A 13,740-nucleotide genomic window follows, 5' to 3' on the forward strand; every position below is an offset into this window, starting at 1 on the left:
CCGCAGCTGACCGTCGATGCGATCGACGGCGCAATCGCGTTTGGCTACCGAGGGACAAATCAGGCACCCGACGAAGTCGCTGGAACCAGGCAGTGCTCGAACAGAAAGTTGCACGACTCAGCGCGGCACTGTCACCCATTGAAAGGCCGTTGGAAAGCGGTACAGCACTACGCACAAGGCGCAGCCTTGCGTTGTTGGGAAGCCTTTGCCAATCCAGCGCGAAGCGAAGTGCCGCGACGCGTCCGGTGTTTCGTTCACCTGGTTGCGGAACTGATCCGCACCAGTCACCCATCGGGTTCAAGGCGAGTGCCGGTGTTCTGGCCTTCGCCCCTGGCTCACGCGTGGAGCCCCAGAAAACCGTCGGTACCAGCCCAATGTCCAGGGGTTGAGACAACAATGTGGTTACCCGTTTGGGTACCAGGCTTGCTCGGGCTCATGGTCTGGGCGTCTCAGTCGTTACGCTGCATCGGGGATGGCCGGGAGTGTGTCCCAATCAACTTGCTGGTTTGATGCCAACAAAGCCGGCGGGCTCGTCACCCCCTGCCAAGGTCAGCCGAAACATCGGTTGAGGTCAAAGGGTTTGCCGTCCCGCATCATGTAATAAGAGGCCCGTGCGAGCTTGTGTGCGAGCGCCTTCATGGCCACGACGGGCAGGCGCTTTGACTTCTTGCGATCATAGAAGCGTCTGGCTTGTGGACAGCAGCGCAGCGCTCCAGCGGCGGCTTCGACGAATGCCCAGGCAAGGTAACGGTTACCGTTGCGTGCATTGCCTTTGCCCTTTTTCTTGCCGTTGGAGATGCGCTTGCTGTCCACGCAGCGGCAATAGGAGCTGAAATGGCCGACGCTGGCAAAGCGTGCGATAGTGCCGGTTTCAAGCATGATGGTAGCCGCCAGGATGTTGCCGATGCCGGGGGCGCTCTTGAGGATATCGAACTGGGGGCGCAGCTTGACTTCCTTGTGGAGAATGATCTCAAGCGCCTCAATCTCTGCGCACAGCGTATGAAGCACGGCAAGGTTGGCCATCAGCGCGCGCTCGACGTGTGGCGGCAACGCGAGTACTCGCACCGCTGTGTCGTCGAGACGCTGCACGTGTTCTCCATTGATGCGTAGATTAAGCTGCCTGGCGAGCAGGCTTTCGATACTCAGGATGTTCAGGGTGCGTTGCTGGACGAGCTGCATGCGCTTGCGTGCCAGGTCGCGCAACGCGCGTTCATGCGACGGATAGATGTAGCCTTCGGGCAGGAGTCCAAGCCGAAAAATATGGGCAAGGAATACGGCGTCGTGTGCGTCACCAGAGTACTTCAGGCCCTCGTACTGCTTGATCGCCGCAGTATTGGCCAGATGTACGGCAAAACCGGCGGCCATCAGTCCGTCGACAAGCCAGTACCAGTTGAACGTTCTATAGAAATGTTTCTATAGAACGTTTTATGGACGCCCCGGAATTATGCACGGTTTGGCGGTCATTCCGAGGTGCGACGCCTAATTCTTCAGGATGCCTAGTAGCGCCTCACCATCGGTCGACCTTGCATAACAGATACTGCTCTTCTCAGATGGCTTCATCACCATCTCTCAGGAGAGCGATCATGATCACGCAAGTCGTTTCTGAAGTCGTCGCGTGCAATCGTGCACGGTACGGCGCACTTGGACCCATCGTTGGGCATTTCGCGGACTACTTGGGGCGTCACGGATATGCGGGTATTACCGTAGAGAATTATCTGCAATGCGCCTGCCTGGAACTCAGCGATATTGATGCACCACTGGTTCTCCAGTTCCTCGACCACCTCGAAGTAGCCCGCCACAATAGCATCCGTAGCCGCAACCTTCGACTTGCCGCCATTCGCTCGTTTCTGCGCTATGCTGCGTCCCGAGTACCAGAATCGCTGGGCACGATTCAGCAGGTGCTCGCGATCCCGATGAAGCGTTATGAGCGCCCGCTGGTCCGCTTTCTCTCCCGAGAAGAAATATGCGCCTTGCTCGATGCACCCAACCCCAACACGTGGTGCGGCCAGCGCGATCGCGTGATGTTGGCGACCCTCTATAACACCGGCGCTCGGGTATCCGAACTCATCGGCATACGCGTCGGCGACGTCGATCTGGATCGAAGCCCTTCTGTACGTCTTCACGGCAAGGGCCGCAAAGAACGTGCGGTCCCGCTCTGGCGCAGCACCGCAAACCAGATCCGGCTCTGGCTTCAGCAGATTGGCGCTTCACCCGGACAGTGGCTCTTTCCAAATCGCTCAGGCGGGTTCCGTCGCGGTAAGGCGCTTGGGGTGTACGATAGCAATATGATGGGGACTGCTTATATCGCCAGCGAGTAGAATTGCCGGGCGGCAGATGGCTCGAATTTGTCTGCGTCTTTCATCTGCCCCTTGGCGATCATGTGCATGAGTTCAATGCCGCTCAACAAGATGCGGGCACAGCGAAAATCCTTGAATCCCAACATGGGGCGGGTACGGCGCTTGATCGCCCGATGGTCTTGTTCCACGATATTATTGAGATACTTGGCCTGACGGATTTTGATGGGCGTCTCACGCTCGGCGTTCACGGCGTGCAGTCCGGCCAGATTGGCACCACTCTTGTCGATGGTTACGGTTTCGGGCGCGCCATTCTGATCGATGGCCCTCTCGAAGTACCGTCGGGCCGCTTCCTTGTCCCGCTTGGCGCGCAGCAGGAAGTCAACCGTGTTGCCGGCCTTGTCGACGGCGCGGTAGAGATACTTCCATGTGCCTCGGACCTTCACATAGGTCTCGTCGACACGCCAGCTCTTGCCGACCGGGCGCTTGCATCGGCGGAACGCCTTCTCAAGCACCGGTAGAAGCTTGATGGCCCATCGGTGCACGGTCGAATGATCGACCGCGATCCCGCGTTCGGCCATCATCTCCTCGAGATTGCGCAAGCTCAGCGGGTAGGCGACGTACCAACGCACGCACACCAACATTATCTCGAGCGGATAGTGCAACCGCTTCAGCACCTTGGCTACCGCCGGACTCAGCGCTTTCATTGTCGTTCACATCATTCTGTAAGGTCCCGCAGCATACCAGCTTCCGTTATTGCAACAGAACCGCTTTGGGTGGTTCTGCCGCCCTTATCGCGACAGAACCGTACAATTTTGTGTCCTGATACAGGAGGGCACCGCCATGAACGCGGTCCAGGACTACCGGGATTGGAAGCTGGACATCGAGCCCGTTGCCGCTGCGGGAATGTATACGGCCAAGGCCACGATCTCGCGGACGAGCACGGACGCGGACGACGGATATTTCAGCTACACGTTCAAGAATCTCGGCGTCTCGGACACCCCTGAGGGCGCTATTCGGTGGGCTGCTGACTGGCTGCGCGGGTGGATCGACGAAAACACGTAGGCCGGTACATGGCCGGGCACAACCAGCAACTTTCACTTCGGGTGACGGAACGCTACACCAGAAGTCGGAGTTTCGGCGTGGCCGAGTATCAGCAGTCTCATCATGCTGCGGCGACCTCGAGTCCATGCATGTGCGATGTATGTCGGAAATGCGATTGGTTCGGGTGGAGGATTTGGAAAGCTACGGGACGATTGAGGAAATGCTGGCTCTCGATGCCCGGCCGCGTTTTACACTGCCGGGTGCCGTACATTGCATGCGTGCCCCGGGACGGGGGTTCCGGGACGACGGGCAAACCATCAACACGAGCCTACGGTAGGCTGGAGCTCCGCCAGTCTTTCCAGTATGCGCTCCTGATACTCCGGCGTCACAGCGACCAGAAACATGCACAAGCCGCCTTTCTCCGCCGTACGTTCCATGACGACGGGAAGTGTTTCTTCGAGCAGCGCGTTGATGTTCTTTGTCGGCACGGTCAGGCCGCCGGAGTAGCCCCACGTGCCCCAGATAGCCACGAACTCGAGGCCGCTCAATTGCCACACGAGAAAGGCCGGTGATTTGAGTCGAGCCTTCAGCTCGGGCAGGCCTTCCTGGGCAACGAAATCGAGCGCTTTGCGGGCGGCTTCGGAACGGTCGAAAATGAGGACATAGTGTGGCACTTCACCCCGGGCCATCAGCTCCAGGTTTGGAGGAAGTTGTTCTGATGATTCGAACATGGCCGCCTCGTCGCAGGCGTCACTTCTATGCTACGCCACATACGGGTCGTGCCCAACAGGTCCTCCGGTCCGTTCACGGTAGTGCGCTAGCTATAGCCACGGCTCGCACCGAACTGTTGCAAGATCAGGAAGCCTTGTACGACAAGGTCTTTTTTTGGGTCTGCAGGAAGACAATATCGATTCGATGAACATGGGGAAGTTGCTCGATGTTCTGGCGATGTGTGGATGAATCGCCTGACCTGGCTGTGAGCAAGAGGAACACCGACGTCGGTCGCGAAGGGGAAGTGACGATGCCGGCAAGGGATGCGCCAGGGGCAATCGCACCGACGGTATGATTCGCGTCTGGTGGGGTCACCAACGCTCCTGCAACACCGGTGAGGGGTGCTCGCCGAGCATGGATTGGCGGCAGGCGGAAGCGCTGCAGTGGCACGCATACTGGGCACGGATGTCGTCTGTGATCTCACCGTCGATGGTCAGGCCGTAGTCAATGAAAAGCTCTTCGCCGGCGCAAATCGCCTTGCGCGTGTAAATGAATACGCGATCGCCGGTTTCAGGCTTCGCAGTTTGGGTCGCACGCGTGATTCAGGAATCGCGCACTGTTCCCGCCAAGGCTGCCGTCAATCACGCGGCCGTCGGAAAGACCGAACACGAATGTATGCCCGACCTCTGACCGCTGACGGGCAGCAGCGCGTCGCCAGCCGGTCACTTCACCCTTGTACTCGATAAGCCGCTCGCCGGCGGCGATGGGCTGCAGCGCAAAGAGTCCCTTGCCATGCACTGAGGAACGTCGCGCGGTGATGCGTCGCAGTCGCATTGTGTCGGTTTCCCTTCCGTAACGTCTGTTGGTCGTTGTAATTCTGGTAGCGCGAAGCATAGCGCTGCGACGGTGCGCATTCAACGAATTGTTGTATTGTGCGCAACTAACCGTCAGTGACGCATCGACACCCACCCGGCTTCGCCAAAAGCGGCCGATAACAGGCAGGGCCCAACCTCGTGAGGAAATTCCGCTCTGTCTATCGCCGCCAGCATCGGTGAAAGCAAGGCCAGCACGGCTGAAGCCATTCATGCCATCCTGGAGGCCGTAACAGCTGCCGTGACACGTGGCGATACGGTGCAACTGGTTGGCTTTGGTTCATTTTCGACGGGCCGCACGGGCCGAGCGTAGCGGCCGTAACCGGTCGACAGGCGAGACCATCACGATTACGGCAGCAAAGACAATGAAGTTCACGGCCAGCAAGGCATTCACGGATGCCATGAACGGCGCGTGAACTGTCCGGACAGCAACATCCTGTCACCAGGGCAGTCCGGCTACATCAGTTGTTGACCGAGCAACCTGATCGGGAATAACCCTCTTGTTGTTTTTCGCGCGTGTCCGAATTGTTATTACGGCAGGTCGTCATGTAACGTCCGAGGTTCCGGAAGTCATAGCGGTTATCCCTGACTTTCGGTGCGTGTTCAGGCCCACCGTCCAGACCAGGCGGTGGGTCTTTTTTTGCCGGGGACATCCGGGTGCGGTCGGGCTTGATCAGGTACCGGTGTTAAGGCAGTCAACCTTTCCCGCCCGTAAGCTATCCTGGACCATTTGCCGGTTCATCAGGATGACTTGACGTCCCTCACAAGGCAGCCAACGCCTGCGCGTCAGGGACGCGCAAAATCGTCTGGTGTCAGTTCCAGGCGCGCAGCGGGGTGAGCGAGGAGCTTGCGCTCGCCAATCGCGCGGATGCGGCCGTAGCCGTCCCGGAAGGTCTTCAGGATCCGTGCGTCGCTGGCCCCGGTTTCAAGCCAGAAGTACGCTTCCAGCGTCGGGATCGTAATTACGCATTCGACCACGGTGTTCTGATGCGCCAGGCCGAATGCCACGCCGCGGCGATTCGCCAGCACCTGCGGTTCAAGATCAAGGGTTTCCATGGGCGGTCAGGGGCAACGCTTCAAGGTGCGTCGAAAAAGGATTCTTGCACAGGCGATGCAGTTTGAATACGGCAGCTGTCCTGTACTGCGCCGGGACGCCGGAATGCCCGGTTCGAAAACCTAACCGGCCTCACCAGTCGATGCGGTGTTTCTCGTCGGTTTCATGATGCCGGCGATCGTCATCGACGTGCAGATAGAGACTGGTTGTGCCCAGCGACGCATGCCCGAGGTTGTCGCGCACGAGCCGCAGGTCCACCTGCTGGTCGGCCATGTGAGAACCCGCCGTATGCCGCAGCCAGTGCGCCGAAGCCTGCTCGAGCAGGTCGGCGCGTCCCGCAAAGGCTTCGCCGCGTGCGCGCAGCCGGCCGGCGGCGCCCGCAAACACGTCCTTGACGATCGTGTGCAGTGCGGCGCGCGTCAGTGGCCGGTGTGATGGCTTCGCAGCCTTGTCACGGGACGATTCGGAAGTCGACCCGATCGGGAGCACGAGGGGCGTTGCCTCATTGGGCGAGGGCAGGGCCGTCATCCCGAACGACTGCCGGTAGCGCGTGAGCTCCGTCATCAGCTCGCGCGTGGCCGGGACCAGGCGATCCCTGTCACCCTTGCCGTGGACGGTCAGCCACCAGCGCATCGTGCCGTCGGTATCGCGCCGCACGAAGAACTGGCCCATCGTGTTGCCGCCGGCCTCGGCGATGCGCAGGCCGCCCAGGTACAGCAGTGTGAAGAGCCACCGTACGCGGTGGTAGTGCGCGCGATCCCGATGGGTCTCCTGCGGCATCGACGCGATGTGGTCCTTCACCTCCTGCCAGAGGCCGGGCTCGAGATAGCGGGTGATGCGCGGGGCGGCCTTGCGCGTGCGCTGGCGCGAGAGCGCGAGCGGGTTGCCGGCCAGATAGCCGGCCTGCACCAGCCACGAAAACAGCACATTCAGGATCACGGTCGTCTGGCGGATGCTCGCGGGCGAGAGCGGCCCGTAAAACGGGCGCCAGCGCGCGTCGCCACGCGGATGCTTGCGGCCACCGCCTGTGCCTGCGTTGGCCACCCAGGTGACCGCCGGCTGGGGGTCGGCGAGGAAGGCCTGGTAGCGCAGGCAGTCCTCGTGCGTGAGCGATGACAGCGGCTTGCCCAGTTCCACCAGCGACCAGAGCAGGAGCCGCTCGGCTTCCTTGCGGTAGTTCCCGAACGTGGTCCGCCTGTCGGCAAGGCGCGCGAGCCAGGCGCGGATCGCATCGAGGTCGTTCGCCGCGGCGATCTGCGCGTGGCCGTCCGAGGCGCGGTTCGTGCCGGCGTGGCCGTCGAGCGCGGTGGGAATCGCGAGCACCTCGAGCGGGGTGGGGTGCAGCGCGACGACGCTGCTGGACGGACGATCTGACATCAAGGTGAGCTTTTTCGGGAAAGGTGAGCGTTTCCGGGCGTCGGCGGGAAATGACTTGACCTATCAAATTCCAGGATCGGCCTGGATGATTATTTTTCAACATTACCGGCGTAATGTCAAATTAGGGACATCATTGAATTGGATATCGACCGTCTTACGTTGTATTATCAACGCACCAAAACACGTTTTCTGGTCCATGTCCGACGCTCCTGCCGACCTCCCATCCGGTGACGCGCGCCTCGCGGCCGAGATCGAGCGGCTCACGCTCGAATTCCCGAAGACCCGCGAGCTGTACCGCGAGGTCTGCGCCCTCCTGTTCTTCCGCTTCGGCCAGACGCCCACCGCCAACCGGCTCTATCAACTGGTGAAGCGCGGCAGCATGGGCACGCCCGCGGCGGTGCTCGGCGAGTTCTGGGCCGAACTCCGGGAAAAGAGCCGCGTGCGCATCGAGCACCCGGACCTGCCCACCGATCTGCGTGACGCGGCCGGGGAACTGGTCGCGACGCTGTGGACGCGCGCGGCCGCATCCGCGCAGGCGGAACTCGACGCGCTGCGCGCGGAAGTGGAAGGCGAGCGTACGGCTGCGGAGCAGCGCGTCGCGGCGGCCCGCGGCGAGCTGGCACGCACCGAAACGGCGCTCGAGCAGCGCACCGCGGCGCTGCTGGCCGCGCAGGTCGAGGTCCGCGAACTGGAGAAGGCGCAGGCCGAGGGCCACGCGGCGCGGCAGGCGATGGAAGCCGACATCGTGCGCCTGAAAAGCGAGGCGGTCGCGCGGGACCGTGAACTGGTGAAGGTGCGCGACGGCTTCTCGCGCGATCTGGAGAAACTGCGTGAGAGCGCAGCGCAGTCCGGTGAGCGCCTGCGGGCCACGGAAAAGCGCGCGCTGCTCGAGATCGACCGCGAGCGGGGCGCGGCCGCGAAGCTGCAGAAGGAAGTGGACGAGACCACGAAGCGCGCCGATAAGCGGGAAGCAGACCATCGCCGTGCGGTCGAGGCGCTGCAGGCGCAGCTCGGCGACGCGCGCCATCAGGCGGGTGTGTTGCAGGGGCGCCTGGATGCGGTGCAGGCCACGAACGTGACGCTGCAGCAGCAACTGGCCGCCCTGCGCGAGGCGGACGCCCGCGAGGCCCGGCCGGCACGGCCGGGCCGTGCAAAGGCCGCGCCTGCCGGCACCACCCAGGTACGTCCCGTGGCGACACGCCCGTCGCGTGCGGCGCGCGCCGCGTCCGCGCCCGCCAGCAAGACCGCGGTGCGCCGCAAGCGGGGCAAGAGCGATGACAGGTAGCCCCCGCCCGCGCAGGCGACCCAAGGCCCCGGCCTGCCCGCCGATCGGCGCGCTGATGCGCTACGGCGAGCGGACCGTGCGCGTGATCGCCGAAGCGAGCGGCCAGCGCGTGATTATCGAGTCGGTCGACGAAGACGGCCGCACCTTCCGCAGCACGGTCAAATGGGCTAGTCTGACCGCTCTTGAAGAGCAGCTTTTCTGAGCGCGATGACAATGCAGCCGACCATGCAGCAGCTCGATATCTTCGCCGACAGCCGCGACGTGATGTTGCGCAACGACGTGCTGGAGCCGCTCCAGCAGCGTGAGGCGGCGGCCGCGCGAACGGCCCTCGAACGGCTGGCGGGCGACTATCCGGACGATGGTGCGTTGCCTGCGCTGACCGCGCTGGTTGGCGAACTCGAACACGCATCGACGGCACCCTTTGCCGATCACGCTTCACTGGCCGTGGCCTGCCGTCATCTGGAGGGCGAGGTGGTGCCCGCGGCAAGGCGGGTGCTGCCTGCGCAGACGGTTCAGTCCTGGCTTGCCCCGAGCTGGCGGACGCTCGCCCGGCGGGCCGCGTCACTGCCGTTTCGCGGCGCCGACGCGGGCGATCATGCGCTGAACCATGCTGCGCCGCTGTGGCTGCTGGCGGGAGACGCAGCGGCCGCGTGTACTGCCGTCGAGCGCATCGATTCATGGTGGCGCATCCCGGCACCGCTTGCGTGGATGACCGAGGCGCGCTACCGGACGGACGGGCTGGATGCCGCATGGCCCCTGCTCGCGGAACTGGCGTGGCTGGCGCCCGCACGGTTCGCGGTATTGCTGCCCGTACTGGGTGACGCTTCGCTGGACGCGCTCCGCCGGCAGTTCGATGCCGAGTTTTCCGGCGCGGGCGAAGTCGACGATTATGCGTGGTTGCCGGCGTGGCTGGTATTGGTGAAGCCTGCGCTGGCGGGCCGGCTGGGTGAGGCGCGGGTGCAGCGCGACCAGGCGGCCTCGCGCGCGATGGCCCTGCTGGGGGAAATCCTGCGCCGGGAGCATGAAGGCGACCAGCACGAACTGATTATCCTGCGCCAGGAGTTCAGCCGGCTGCATGCGCCTCTGTTCGAGGTGTACATGGCGACGCGGAAAGTGCAGCACCGGTGAGCACGACGATCGGGGACCCGGGACCACGCCGTTGTCGCACCGATGAGCCGGGCACAGGCACGGAGGCGAAATGACATTGAAGGCCCAGTGGTACCGCGACAGGCTTGCGAAAAAAGCGCGCAGGGGTTTTTGTGGCTACCCGGTCGCAACCGTTGCCTTCTATGGGCCCGACGACATGCGGGCGACAAAGGTGTCGGTCGGCATCGTCGCGCACGACGGTGCGGATGCCGATCCTGTTGAGCGATGGTTCTGTGAAACTTCCGATGCGAGGACCGATCCGGCAACCATCGAAGCGGTTGTCCGGTTCATTGAACAGCAGGGTGCCCGATCGGTCGCAACCGTCGATCGCATCATCGGGTGTCCGCATGAGGAAGGCATCGACTATCCCGAGGGCGAAGCCTGTCCGCTGTGTCCGTTCTGGCGCAACCGTGACCGGTGGAGCGGCGAGATCATCGGGTAAGTGCAGCCTGCAGTTTCCGCAACCACAAGATTCACACGCGGCTACCTGTCCTTCGTCGGACGAGGTACGCTCGATAAAAGGCGAACTGATCGGTTCCGACCTGCCGTTTCGGTGCAAACAGCGGAGGCAATCCAGAGATGAAAGTGAAGACTTGATGATCAGGCGCGTGGTGACGGTAAGCTTCGACGACACGATCGAAACCATCATGGAGCTCTTTGAGCAGGCGGGGTTTCATCACTCCGCGCGTGACTGGACAACCCGACCCGCTATCGTGTGGTGACCTGACATGAACGACAGGCGGCGAAAGATCATCCATGCGCAGAGGCAACGCCTCGAAGCGCTGAAAGTCAAGGTCGAAGAACTGAAGGCGGAAGCCGGGAGTATCCGGAGCGAACTGGAAGCCATCCGCGACGACGAACAGGAAGCCTTCGACAACATGTCCGCAAGCCGGCAATCCGGCGAGCGCGGGCAAAATGCGGAAGCGTCCATCGACAACCTCGACACGGCCATCTGTGCGCTCGATGAAATCGAAGACCTGACGGACCTCGCCGATGCCATCGAAGCGCTCGGCGATGCGGAGAACGGATAACGTCTCCACGGTTGTTGCCCGGCCTGGGCAGCGCGAGAAACCCGGCATCAGGGAAGACGCCGCCCGGCGCTCCCGGTCGCGTCATTTTATGAAAGGCGTGTGACAGTTCCCAAAACAATCCAGTCCCCTGACGTCAACGAATCCGGGCCCGATGCGTTTTGTCGGTGGACGACGCAATGGTTCGTCGCCTTCCCCCCACTGGAGACTCCAATGAAGAAGCTTGCTGCCGCCTTGATCACATCGCTGTTGGCTACTGTCGCGTTCGCCCAGGCGTCCGCACCTGCTGCGACCGCACCAGCCGCTACAGCTCCGGCCACGGCCGCCACGACGCCGGCGCCTGCACACAAGACGACGAAGCACATGCACAAGGTGAGTCACCACGTGACGCACAAGAAGGCGGCGCAATAGGACACGGCCCCGGCGCGAAGTATCAGGACCCTGCCTCGGCAGGGTTTTATGCCTTGAGCGATGGGGGCACGGTTCGCGAAGTGCTCGAGGAACCTTTGCCCGCTTGATCGACTTGTTCACGATTTCACCCGTTTCCGGATCCGCGTAATGGACTTGAAAGACATGCTTGGCAATGTCAACACCAACTGGCGTAAGCTGCATGACGGATCCTCCGGTTTGCCTGTGAAGATCTGAATGATCTTCCACTTTGGGCACGTCGATGCCTTTGGTCCGTGAGGGGCCACCTTCCTGCGCTCTACCTTTCACGGGTGGGACGCGTTCATTTCAATTCGTGTAGGCCTCGCCAAGGTGTTCGCGGCAGTTGGTCGGTGGGCGCGGCTGCATTGGTCTCTCTCAAACAACGCTGCCTGATGCGAACGCGAGCACCTTGCCGCCAAGGCATTCGCGGCGGCCCGTGGGCGGGGCCGTCAGAGTGGACAAGCTGGCGCTTGTGCCTCTCAGAATCCCGCAAACGCTGCCTTATGCGAGCGCGAGTGCCTTGGCTCTTCACGTCGGCGCCGCGCATCGAATGCGCGCACCGTGCAGCTTACGATAGTGAAATTTCCGCGACGAGGGTTGTGCGCGCGCTTGACGCTTTTCGGCCTAGGCGTGAGAAGTTCCGCCAGCAAGTGAGAGGGTAGATCAAAGAGTTCTACATCTGGCGTGAGCTGACGGGCAGGTCGTCGGCCTTACCCGTCATTCAGGTATCCAAGCCATCAGGCGGCTACGAGTCGCTTTGCCGACACTCGCACGTCGGCCGCGGCGAACGTCAGCGTTCACTGCAAACGAATGCGTACTTGCGACCCGTTGCCGACGTTCGTCCTGCGTTACCCCCGCCGTCTCTTCCTGGATGCAAAAGAGCCATTGGAGTGACCGCGCTTTCGATGAATCGAACGACATAAGATAGCCGGTTGCAGCCTAACGCGGTCGCAGTCGACCGACGCGTTCACCAACCGAACCGATCAGCGCCTGCTGTTCCCTGGAGAAGCGATCGTTAATGGGCGGCACAGGCAGCGCGCTTTGAAATGATGCCTGCCTCAGCCTGGGGCAGGCTGAGGGGAAATGTTCTTGTTCATCCGGAACACATTGTCCGGATCCCGCCATGCGAGTGATGAATCTCGACGGCGTCGGCATGGCGTTGGCTCGGGCCTGATCCGACCATGCTCGAGTCTTCCCCAAACGTCTTCCTGATGCTGACGCTCTCCGCGCTCATTTCGCCTGGGGCAATATGCTCAACAATGCTCAGGGTTATCTCGAAATGGCTCGGTGGCTCGCGATTTTCCCGGGTGCCTTGATTACCCTGACCGTGCTGAGCTTCCGCTTCATCGGCGAGGGTATTGTGGATCTGTTCGACGTGTGGTCCCGCAATCCCCGATGACATGATGCCGGTCTCGGTGCGATGCCGGCATCACGGTCATTGGCCTTCGCGGCTTCCGACGCGAGGAGCCCGCCTGACCTCGTCACTCTGCAGCGCGGGGCCACAGGTCCACATCTAACTTTCTTCAATGACGATGGCGGCGTGCGTCCCTTCGGCTATACCGCTTGGTAACACGGCTCTCCTGAGTCGTTCCGCATTAAGATCAGTGGCGTGAAGCACAATGCGTTCGCCGCGATATTCGAACGTCATGGGCATGACCGCCTTCGTGATGCGAGGGCGGCCCAGTTCGAAGGCGAGCATTAGTTGTCGGGGGCTTGTATCGGCGGCACCTAGTTTGGCTTGCACAGTGTCGCCGTGAATCTCGAAGGCCCTGTAACCCCAGCCGAACTCATAGGCCGCAAACCAGAGCGAGTCACCGTGTACAACGGGATGAGAAAGGTTGACGTTGGCGGGGGCCATAACAGCTCATCGTTAGCATTCCTTACGGCGATTGTAAAACACCGCCCCCGACGTGCAAGAAGCTTGGCATCGTTTTCATGCGTCGTGTGGGACCTCTAGCGCATTGCCTCAAGTGCCAGTCGCTCGCGCACGTACTCGGGCGCGGCGGGCTGAGGCGGAATCGGTGTGGGGTGCGGCAGCAGATCGAAGGGACTCGAGGTCGCGCAATGTGACCGTCTCGAAGCCGCGCTGCGCGAGGCGGTCGTCAACTGGCGTTTGTATCCGACTGTTCTGGGCTTGCACGCGATGCGCGGCGTGAAGAAACTGAAAAAAACCCAATCCCCGATTGACAGGGGGAGTCATATCAGCAAGGCGTCATTGATACCGAAGTGGAGAAAGCGTCTAATCGTTCAAAGAAGGGAAGTCGAGAGGGCTATATGCGCTTCTCAAATTGCGGATCCGAGAACCCTGTTGGCGCCAAATTCTGCAAAGACTGTGGCGCCAAACTTTCCCAGCGCTGTCCGAACTGTGGGCACGAATCGAGTCCCGCCGACAAATTCTGTAACGAATGCGGCTCCTCCTTGGCCAGCGCGCTCGAAATGCCGCCCGACGGCACCCAGCGTGCGGTTTCCGCCCCCATAGGCGGGCGAACAGGGTAAGCAC

At 61.9% G+C, this 13,740-nt stretch carries 16 protein-coding genes and 4 pseudogenes; 10 read left to right on the forward strand and 10 right to left on the reverse strand.

Annotated features, from left to right (window positions below; genetic code table 11):
• Positions 1-549: 549 nt before the first annotated feature.
• Positions 550-1,398, reverse strand: a pseudogene (locus BN2476_RS41910) (IS110 family RNA-guided transposase); the annotation flags it as partial.
• 185 nt (positions 1,399-1,583) lie between these two features.
• Here BN2476_RS41910 and BN2476_RS41915 point away from each other — a divergent pair.
• Positions 1,584-2,318, forward strand: coding sequence for a tyrosine-type recombinase/integrase (locus BN2476_RS41915; protein WP_087740025.1), 735 nt, complete (start codon positions 1,584-1,586; stop codon positions 2,316-2,318).
• Here the strand turns inward: BN2476_RS41915 and BN2476_RS41920 are convergent.
• Positions 2,300-3,001, reverse strand: a complete 702-nt coding sequence (locus BN2476_RS41920; protein WP_087740026.1) for an IS6 family transposase — start codon at positions 2,999-3,001, stop codon at positions 2,300-2,302. The two genes, BN2476_RS41915 and BN2476_RS41920, sit on opposite strands and share 19 nt — an antisense overlap.
• 136 nt (positions 3,002-3,137) lie before the next feature.
• On the opposite strand from BN2476_RS41920, the gene BN2476_RS41925 reads away from it, so the two are divergent.
• Positions 3,138-3,359: a hypothetical protein gene (locus BN2476_RS41925; protein ID WP_143811196.1), complete on the forward strand. Its 222-nt coding sequence runs from the start codon at positions 3,138-3,140 to the stop codon at positions 3,357-3,359.
• A 296-nt stretch (positions 3,360-3,655) separates the two neighbouring features.
• Here BN2476_RS41925 and BN2476_RS41930 read toward each other — a convergent pair whose 3' ends face one another.
• From BN2476_RS41930 to BN2476_RS41935, 3 genes and pseudogenes are all read right to left on the reverse strand, one after another.
• Positions 3,656-4,069: a hypothetical protein gene (locus BN2476_RS41930; RefSeq protein WP_143811197.1), complete on the reverse strand. Its 414-nt coding sequence runs from the start codon at positions 4,067-4,069 to the stop codon at positions 3,656-3,658.
• 124 nt (positions 4,070-4,193) lie between these two features.
• Positions 4,194-4,424 carry a hypothetical protein gene (locus BN2476_RS46185; RefSeq protein WP_143811198.1) on the reverse strand — a complete coding sequence of 77 codons (231 nt, stop codon included), beginning with the start codon at positions 4,422-4,424 and terminating at the stop codon, positions 4,194-4,196.
• Positions 4,421-4,883: pseudogene (locus BN2476_RS41935) on the reverse strand (SET domain-containing protein). The gene BN2476_RS46185 and the pseudogene BN2476_RS41935 overlap by 4 nt, the downstream one beginning before the upstream one ends.
• A 195-nt stretch (positions 4,884-5,078) precedes the next feature.
• On the opposite strand from BN2476_RS41935, the pseudogene BN2476_RS41940 reads away from it, so the two are divergent.
• Positions 5,079-5,337 (forward strand): annotated as a pseudogene (locus BN2476_RS41940) (HU family DNA-binding protein).
• 370 nt (positions 5,338-5,707) lie between these two features.
• On the opposite strand, the gene BN2476_RS41945 reads toward BN2476_RS41940, so the two are convergent.
• Together BN2476_RS41945 and BN2476_RS41950 are read right to left on the reverse strand one after the other, a co-directional pair.
• Positions 5,708-5,977, reverse strand: a complete 270-nt coding sequence (locus BN2476_RS41945) for a DUF1488 family protein (protein WP_087740029.1) — start codon at positions 5,975-5,977, stop codon at positions 5,708-5,710.
• A 130-nt stretch (positions 5,978-6,107) separates the two neighbouring features.
• A complete protein-coding gene (locus BN2476_RS41950; protein WP_087740030.1) occupies positions 6,108-7,352 on the reverse strand; it encodes a tyrosine-type recombinase/integrase in 1,245 nt (414 codons plus the stop codon).
• Between the two features lie 196 nt (positions 7,353-7,548).
• On the opposite strand from BN2476_RS41950, the gene BN2476_RS41955 reads away from it, so the two are divergent.
• The 6 genes from BN2476_RS41955 (at position 7,549) to BN2476_RS41980 (ending at position 11,222) form a co-directional block, all read left to right on the forward strand.
• Complete coding sequence (locus BN2476_RS41955) at positions 7,549-8,637, forward strand: DNA-binding protein (RefSeq protein ID WP_087740031.1); 1,089 nt, start codon at positions 7,549-7,551, stop codon at positions 8,635-8,637.
• Between the two features lie 55 nt (positions 8,638-8,692).
• Positions 8,693-8,839 (forward strand): hypothetical protein, encoded by a 147-nt coding sequence (locus tag BN2476_RS47395; RefSeq protein WP_162849296.1) that lies wholly within the window; start codon positions 8,693-8,695, stop codon positions 8,837-8,839.
• Between the two features lie 23 nt (positions 8,840-8,862).
• Positions 8,863-9,765: a hypothetical protein gene (locus BN2476_RS41960; RefSeq protein WP_235851214.1), complete on the forward strand. Its 903-nt coding sequence runs from the start codon at positions 8,863-8,865 to the stop codon at positions 9,763-9,765.
• A 70-nt stretch (positions 9,766-9,835) separates the two neighbouring features.
• Complete coding sequence (locus tag BN2476_RS41965; protein ID WP_087740033.1) at positions 9,836-10,225, forward strand: hypothetical protein; 390 nt, start codon at positions 9,836-9,838, stop codon at positions 10,223-10,225.
• Positions 10,226-10,511: 286 nt separating this feature from the next.
• Positions 10,512-10,814 carry a hypothetical protein gene (locus tag BN2476_RS41975; protein WP_087740034.1) on the forward strand — a complete coding sequence of 101 codons (303 nt, stop codon included), beginning with the start codon at positions 10,512-10,514 and terminating at the stop codon, positions 10,812-10,814.
• A gap of 210 nt (positions 10,815-11,024) precedes the next feature.
• Positions 11,025-11,222 carry a hypothetical protein gene (locus tag BN2476_RS41980; RefSeq protein WP_087740035.1) on the forward strand — a complete coding sequence of 66 codons (198 nt, stop codon included), beginning with the start codon at positions 11,025-11,027 and terminating at the stop codon, positions 11,220-11,222.
• Positions 11,223-11,254: 32 nt separating this feature from the next.
• Here BN2476_RS41980 and BN2476_RS46190 read toward each other — a convergent pair.
• From BN2476_RS46190 to BN2476_RS47620, 3 genes and pseudogenes are all read right to left on the reverse strand, one after another.
• Positions 11,255-11,423 (reverse strand): annotated as a pseudogene (locus tag BN2476_RS46190) (IS110 family transposase); the annotation flags it as partial.
• Between the two features lie 910 nt (positions 11,424-12,333).
• On the reverse strand, positions 12,334-12,642 hold the full coding sequence (locus BN2476_RS46195; protein ID WP_143811199.1) for a hypothetical protein: 309 nt from the start codon (positions 12,640-12,642) through the stop codon (positions 12,334-12,336).
• Between the two features lie 111 nt (positions 12,643-12,753).
• A complete protein-coding gene (locus BN2476_RS47620) occupies positions 12,754-13,098 on the reverse strand; it encodes a hypothetical protein (RefSeq protein ID WP_175607947.1) in 345 nt (114 codons plus the stop codon).
• Between the two features lie 416 nt (positions 13,099-13,514).
• Here BN2476_RS47620 and BN2476_RS41990 point away from each other — a divergent pair, with 416 nt between their 5' ends.
• Positions 13,515-13,736, forward strand: coding sequence for a zinc ribbon domain-containing protein (locus tag BN2476_RS41990; protein WP_087740036.1), 222 nt, complete (start codon positions 13,515-13,517; stop codon positions 13,734-13,736).
• Positions 13,737-13,740 lie beyond the last annotated feature (4 nt).

It is taken from the genome of Paraburkholderia piptadeniae (genome assembly GCF_900007165.1).
GTDB lineage: Bacteria > Pseudomonadota > Gammaproteobacteria > Burkholderiales > Burkholderiaceae > Paraburkholderia > Paraburkholderia piptadeniae.

What these genes read in the sequence shown, in the direction of transcription:
- BN2476_RS41980 (WP_087740035.1), top strand. Translation starts at nt 11,025, where the DNA reads ATGAAGAAGCTTGCTGCCGCCTTGATCACATCGCTGTTGGCTACTGTC.
- BN2476_RS47620 (WP_175607947.1), bottom strand. Translation starts at nt 13,098, where the DNA reads ATGGCCCCCGCCAACGTCAACCTTTCTCATCCCGTTGTACACGGTGAC.
- BN2476_RS47395 (WP_162849296.1), top strand. Translation starts at nt 8,693, where the DNA reads ATGCGCTACGGCGAGCGGACCGTGCGCGTGATCGCCGAAGCGAGCGGC.
- BN2476_RS41950 (WP_087740030.1), bottom strand. Translation starts at nt 7,352, where the DNA reads ATGTCAGATCGTCCGTCCAGCAGCGTCGTCGCGCTGCACCCCACCCCG.
- BN2476_RS41965 (WP_087740033.1), top strand. Translation starts at nt 9,836, where the DNA reads ATGACATTGAAGGCCCAGTGGTACCGCGACAGGCTTGCGAAAAAAGCG.
- BN2476_RS41915 (WP_087740025.1), top strand. Translation starts at nt 1,584, where the DNA reads ATGATCACGCAAGTCGTTTCTGAAGTCGTCGCGTGCAATCGTGCACGG.
- BN2476_RS41930 (WP_143811197.1), bottom strand. Translation starts at nt 4,069, where the DNA reads ATGTTCGAATCATCAGAACAACTTCCTCCAAACCTGGAGCTGATGGCC.
- BN2476_RS41945 (WP_087740029.1), bottom strand. Translation starts at nt 5,977, where the DNA reads ATGGAAACCCTTGATCTTGAACCGCAGGTGCTGGCGAATCGCCGCGGC.
- BN2476_RS41975 (WP_087740034.1), top strand. Translation starts at nt 10,512, where the DNA reads ATGAACGACAGGCGGCGAAAGATCATCCATGCGCAGAGGCAACGCCTC.
- BN2476_RS41920 (WP_087740026.1), bottom strand. Translation starts at nt 3,001, where the DNA reads ATGAAAGCGCTGAGTCCGGCGGTAGCCAAGGTGCTGAAGCGGTTGCAC.
- BN2476_RS41955 (WP_087740031.1), top strand. Translation starts at nt 7,549, where the DNA reads ATGTCCGACGCTCCTGCCGACCTCCCATCCGGTGACGCGCGCCTCGCG.
- BN2476_RS41990 (WP_087740036.1), top strand. Translation starts at nt 13,515, where the DNA reads ATGCGCTTCTCAAATTGCGGATCCGAGAACCCTGTTGGCGCCAAATTC.
- BN2476_RS46195 (WP_143811199.1), bottom strand. Translation starts at nt 12,642, where the DNA reads ATGTCATCGGGGATTGCGGGACCACACGTCGAACAGATCCACAATACC.
- BN2476_RS41960 (WP_235851214.1), top strand. Translation starts at nt 8,863, where the DNA reads ATGCAGCAGCTCGATATCTTCGCCGACAGCCGCGACGTGATGTTGCGC.
- BN2476_RS41925 (WP_143811196.1), top strand. Translation starts at nt 3,138, where the DNA reads ATGAACGCGGTCCAGGACTACCGGGATTGGAAGCTGGACATCGAGCCC.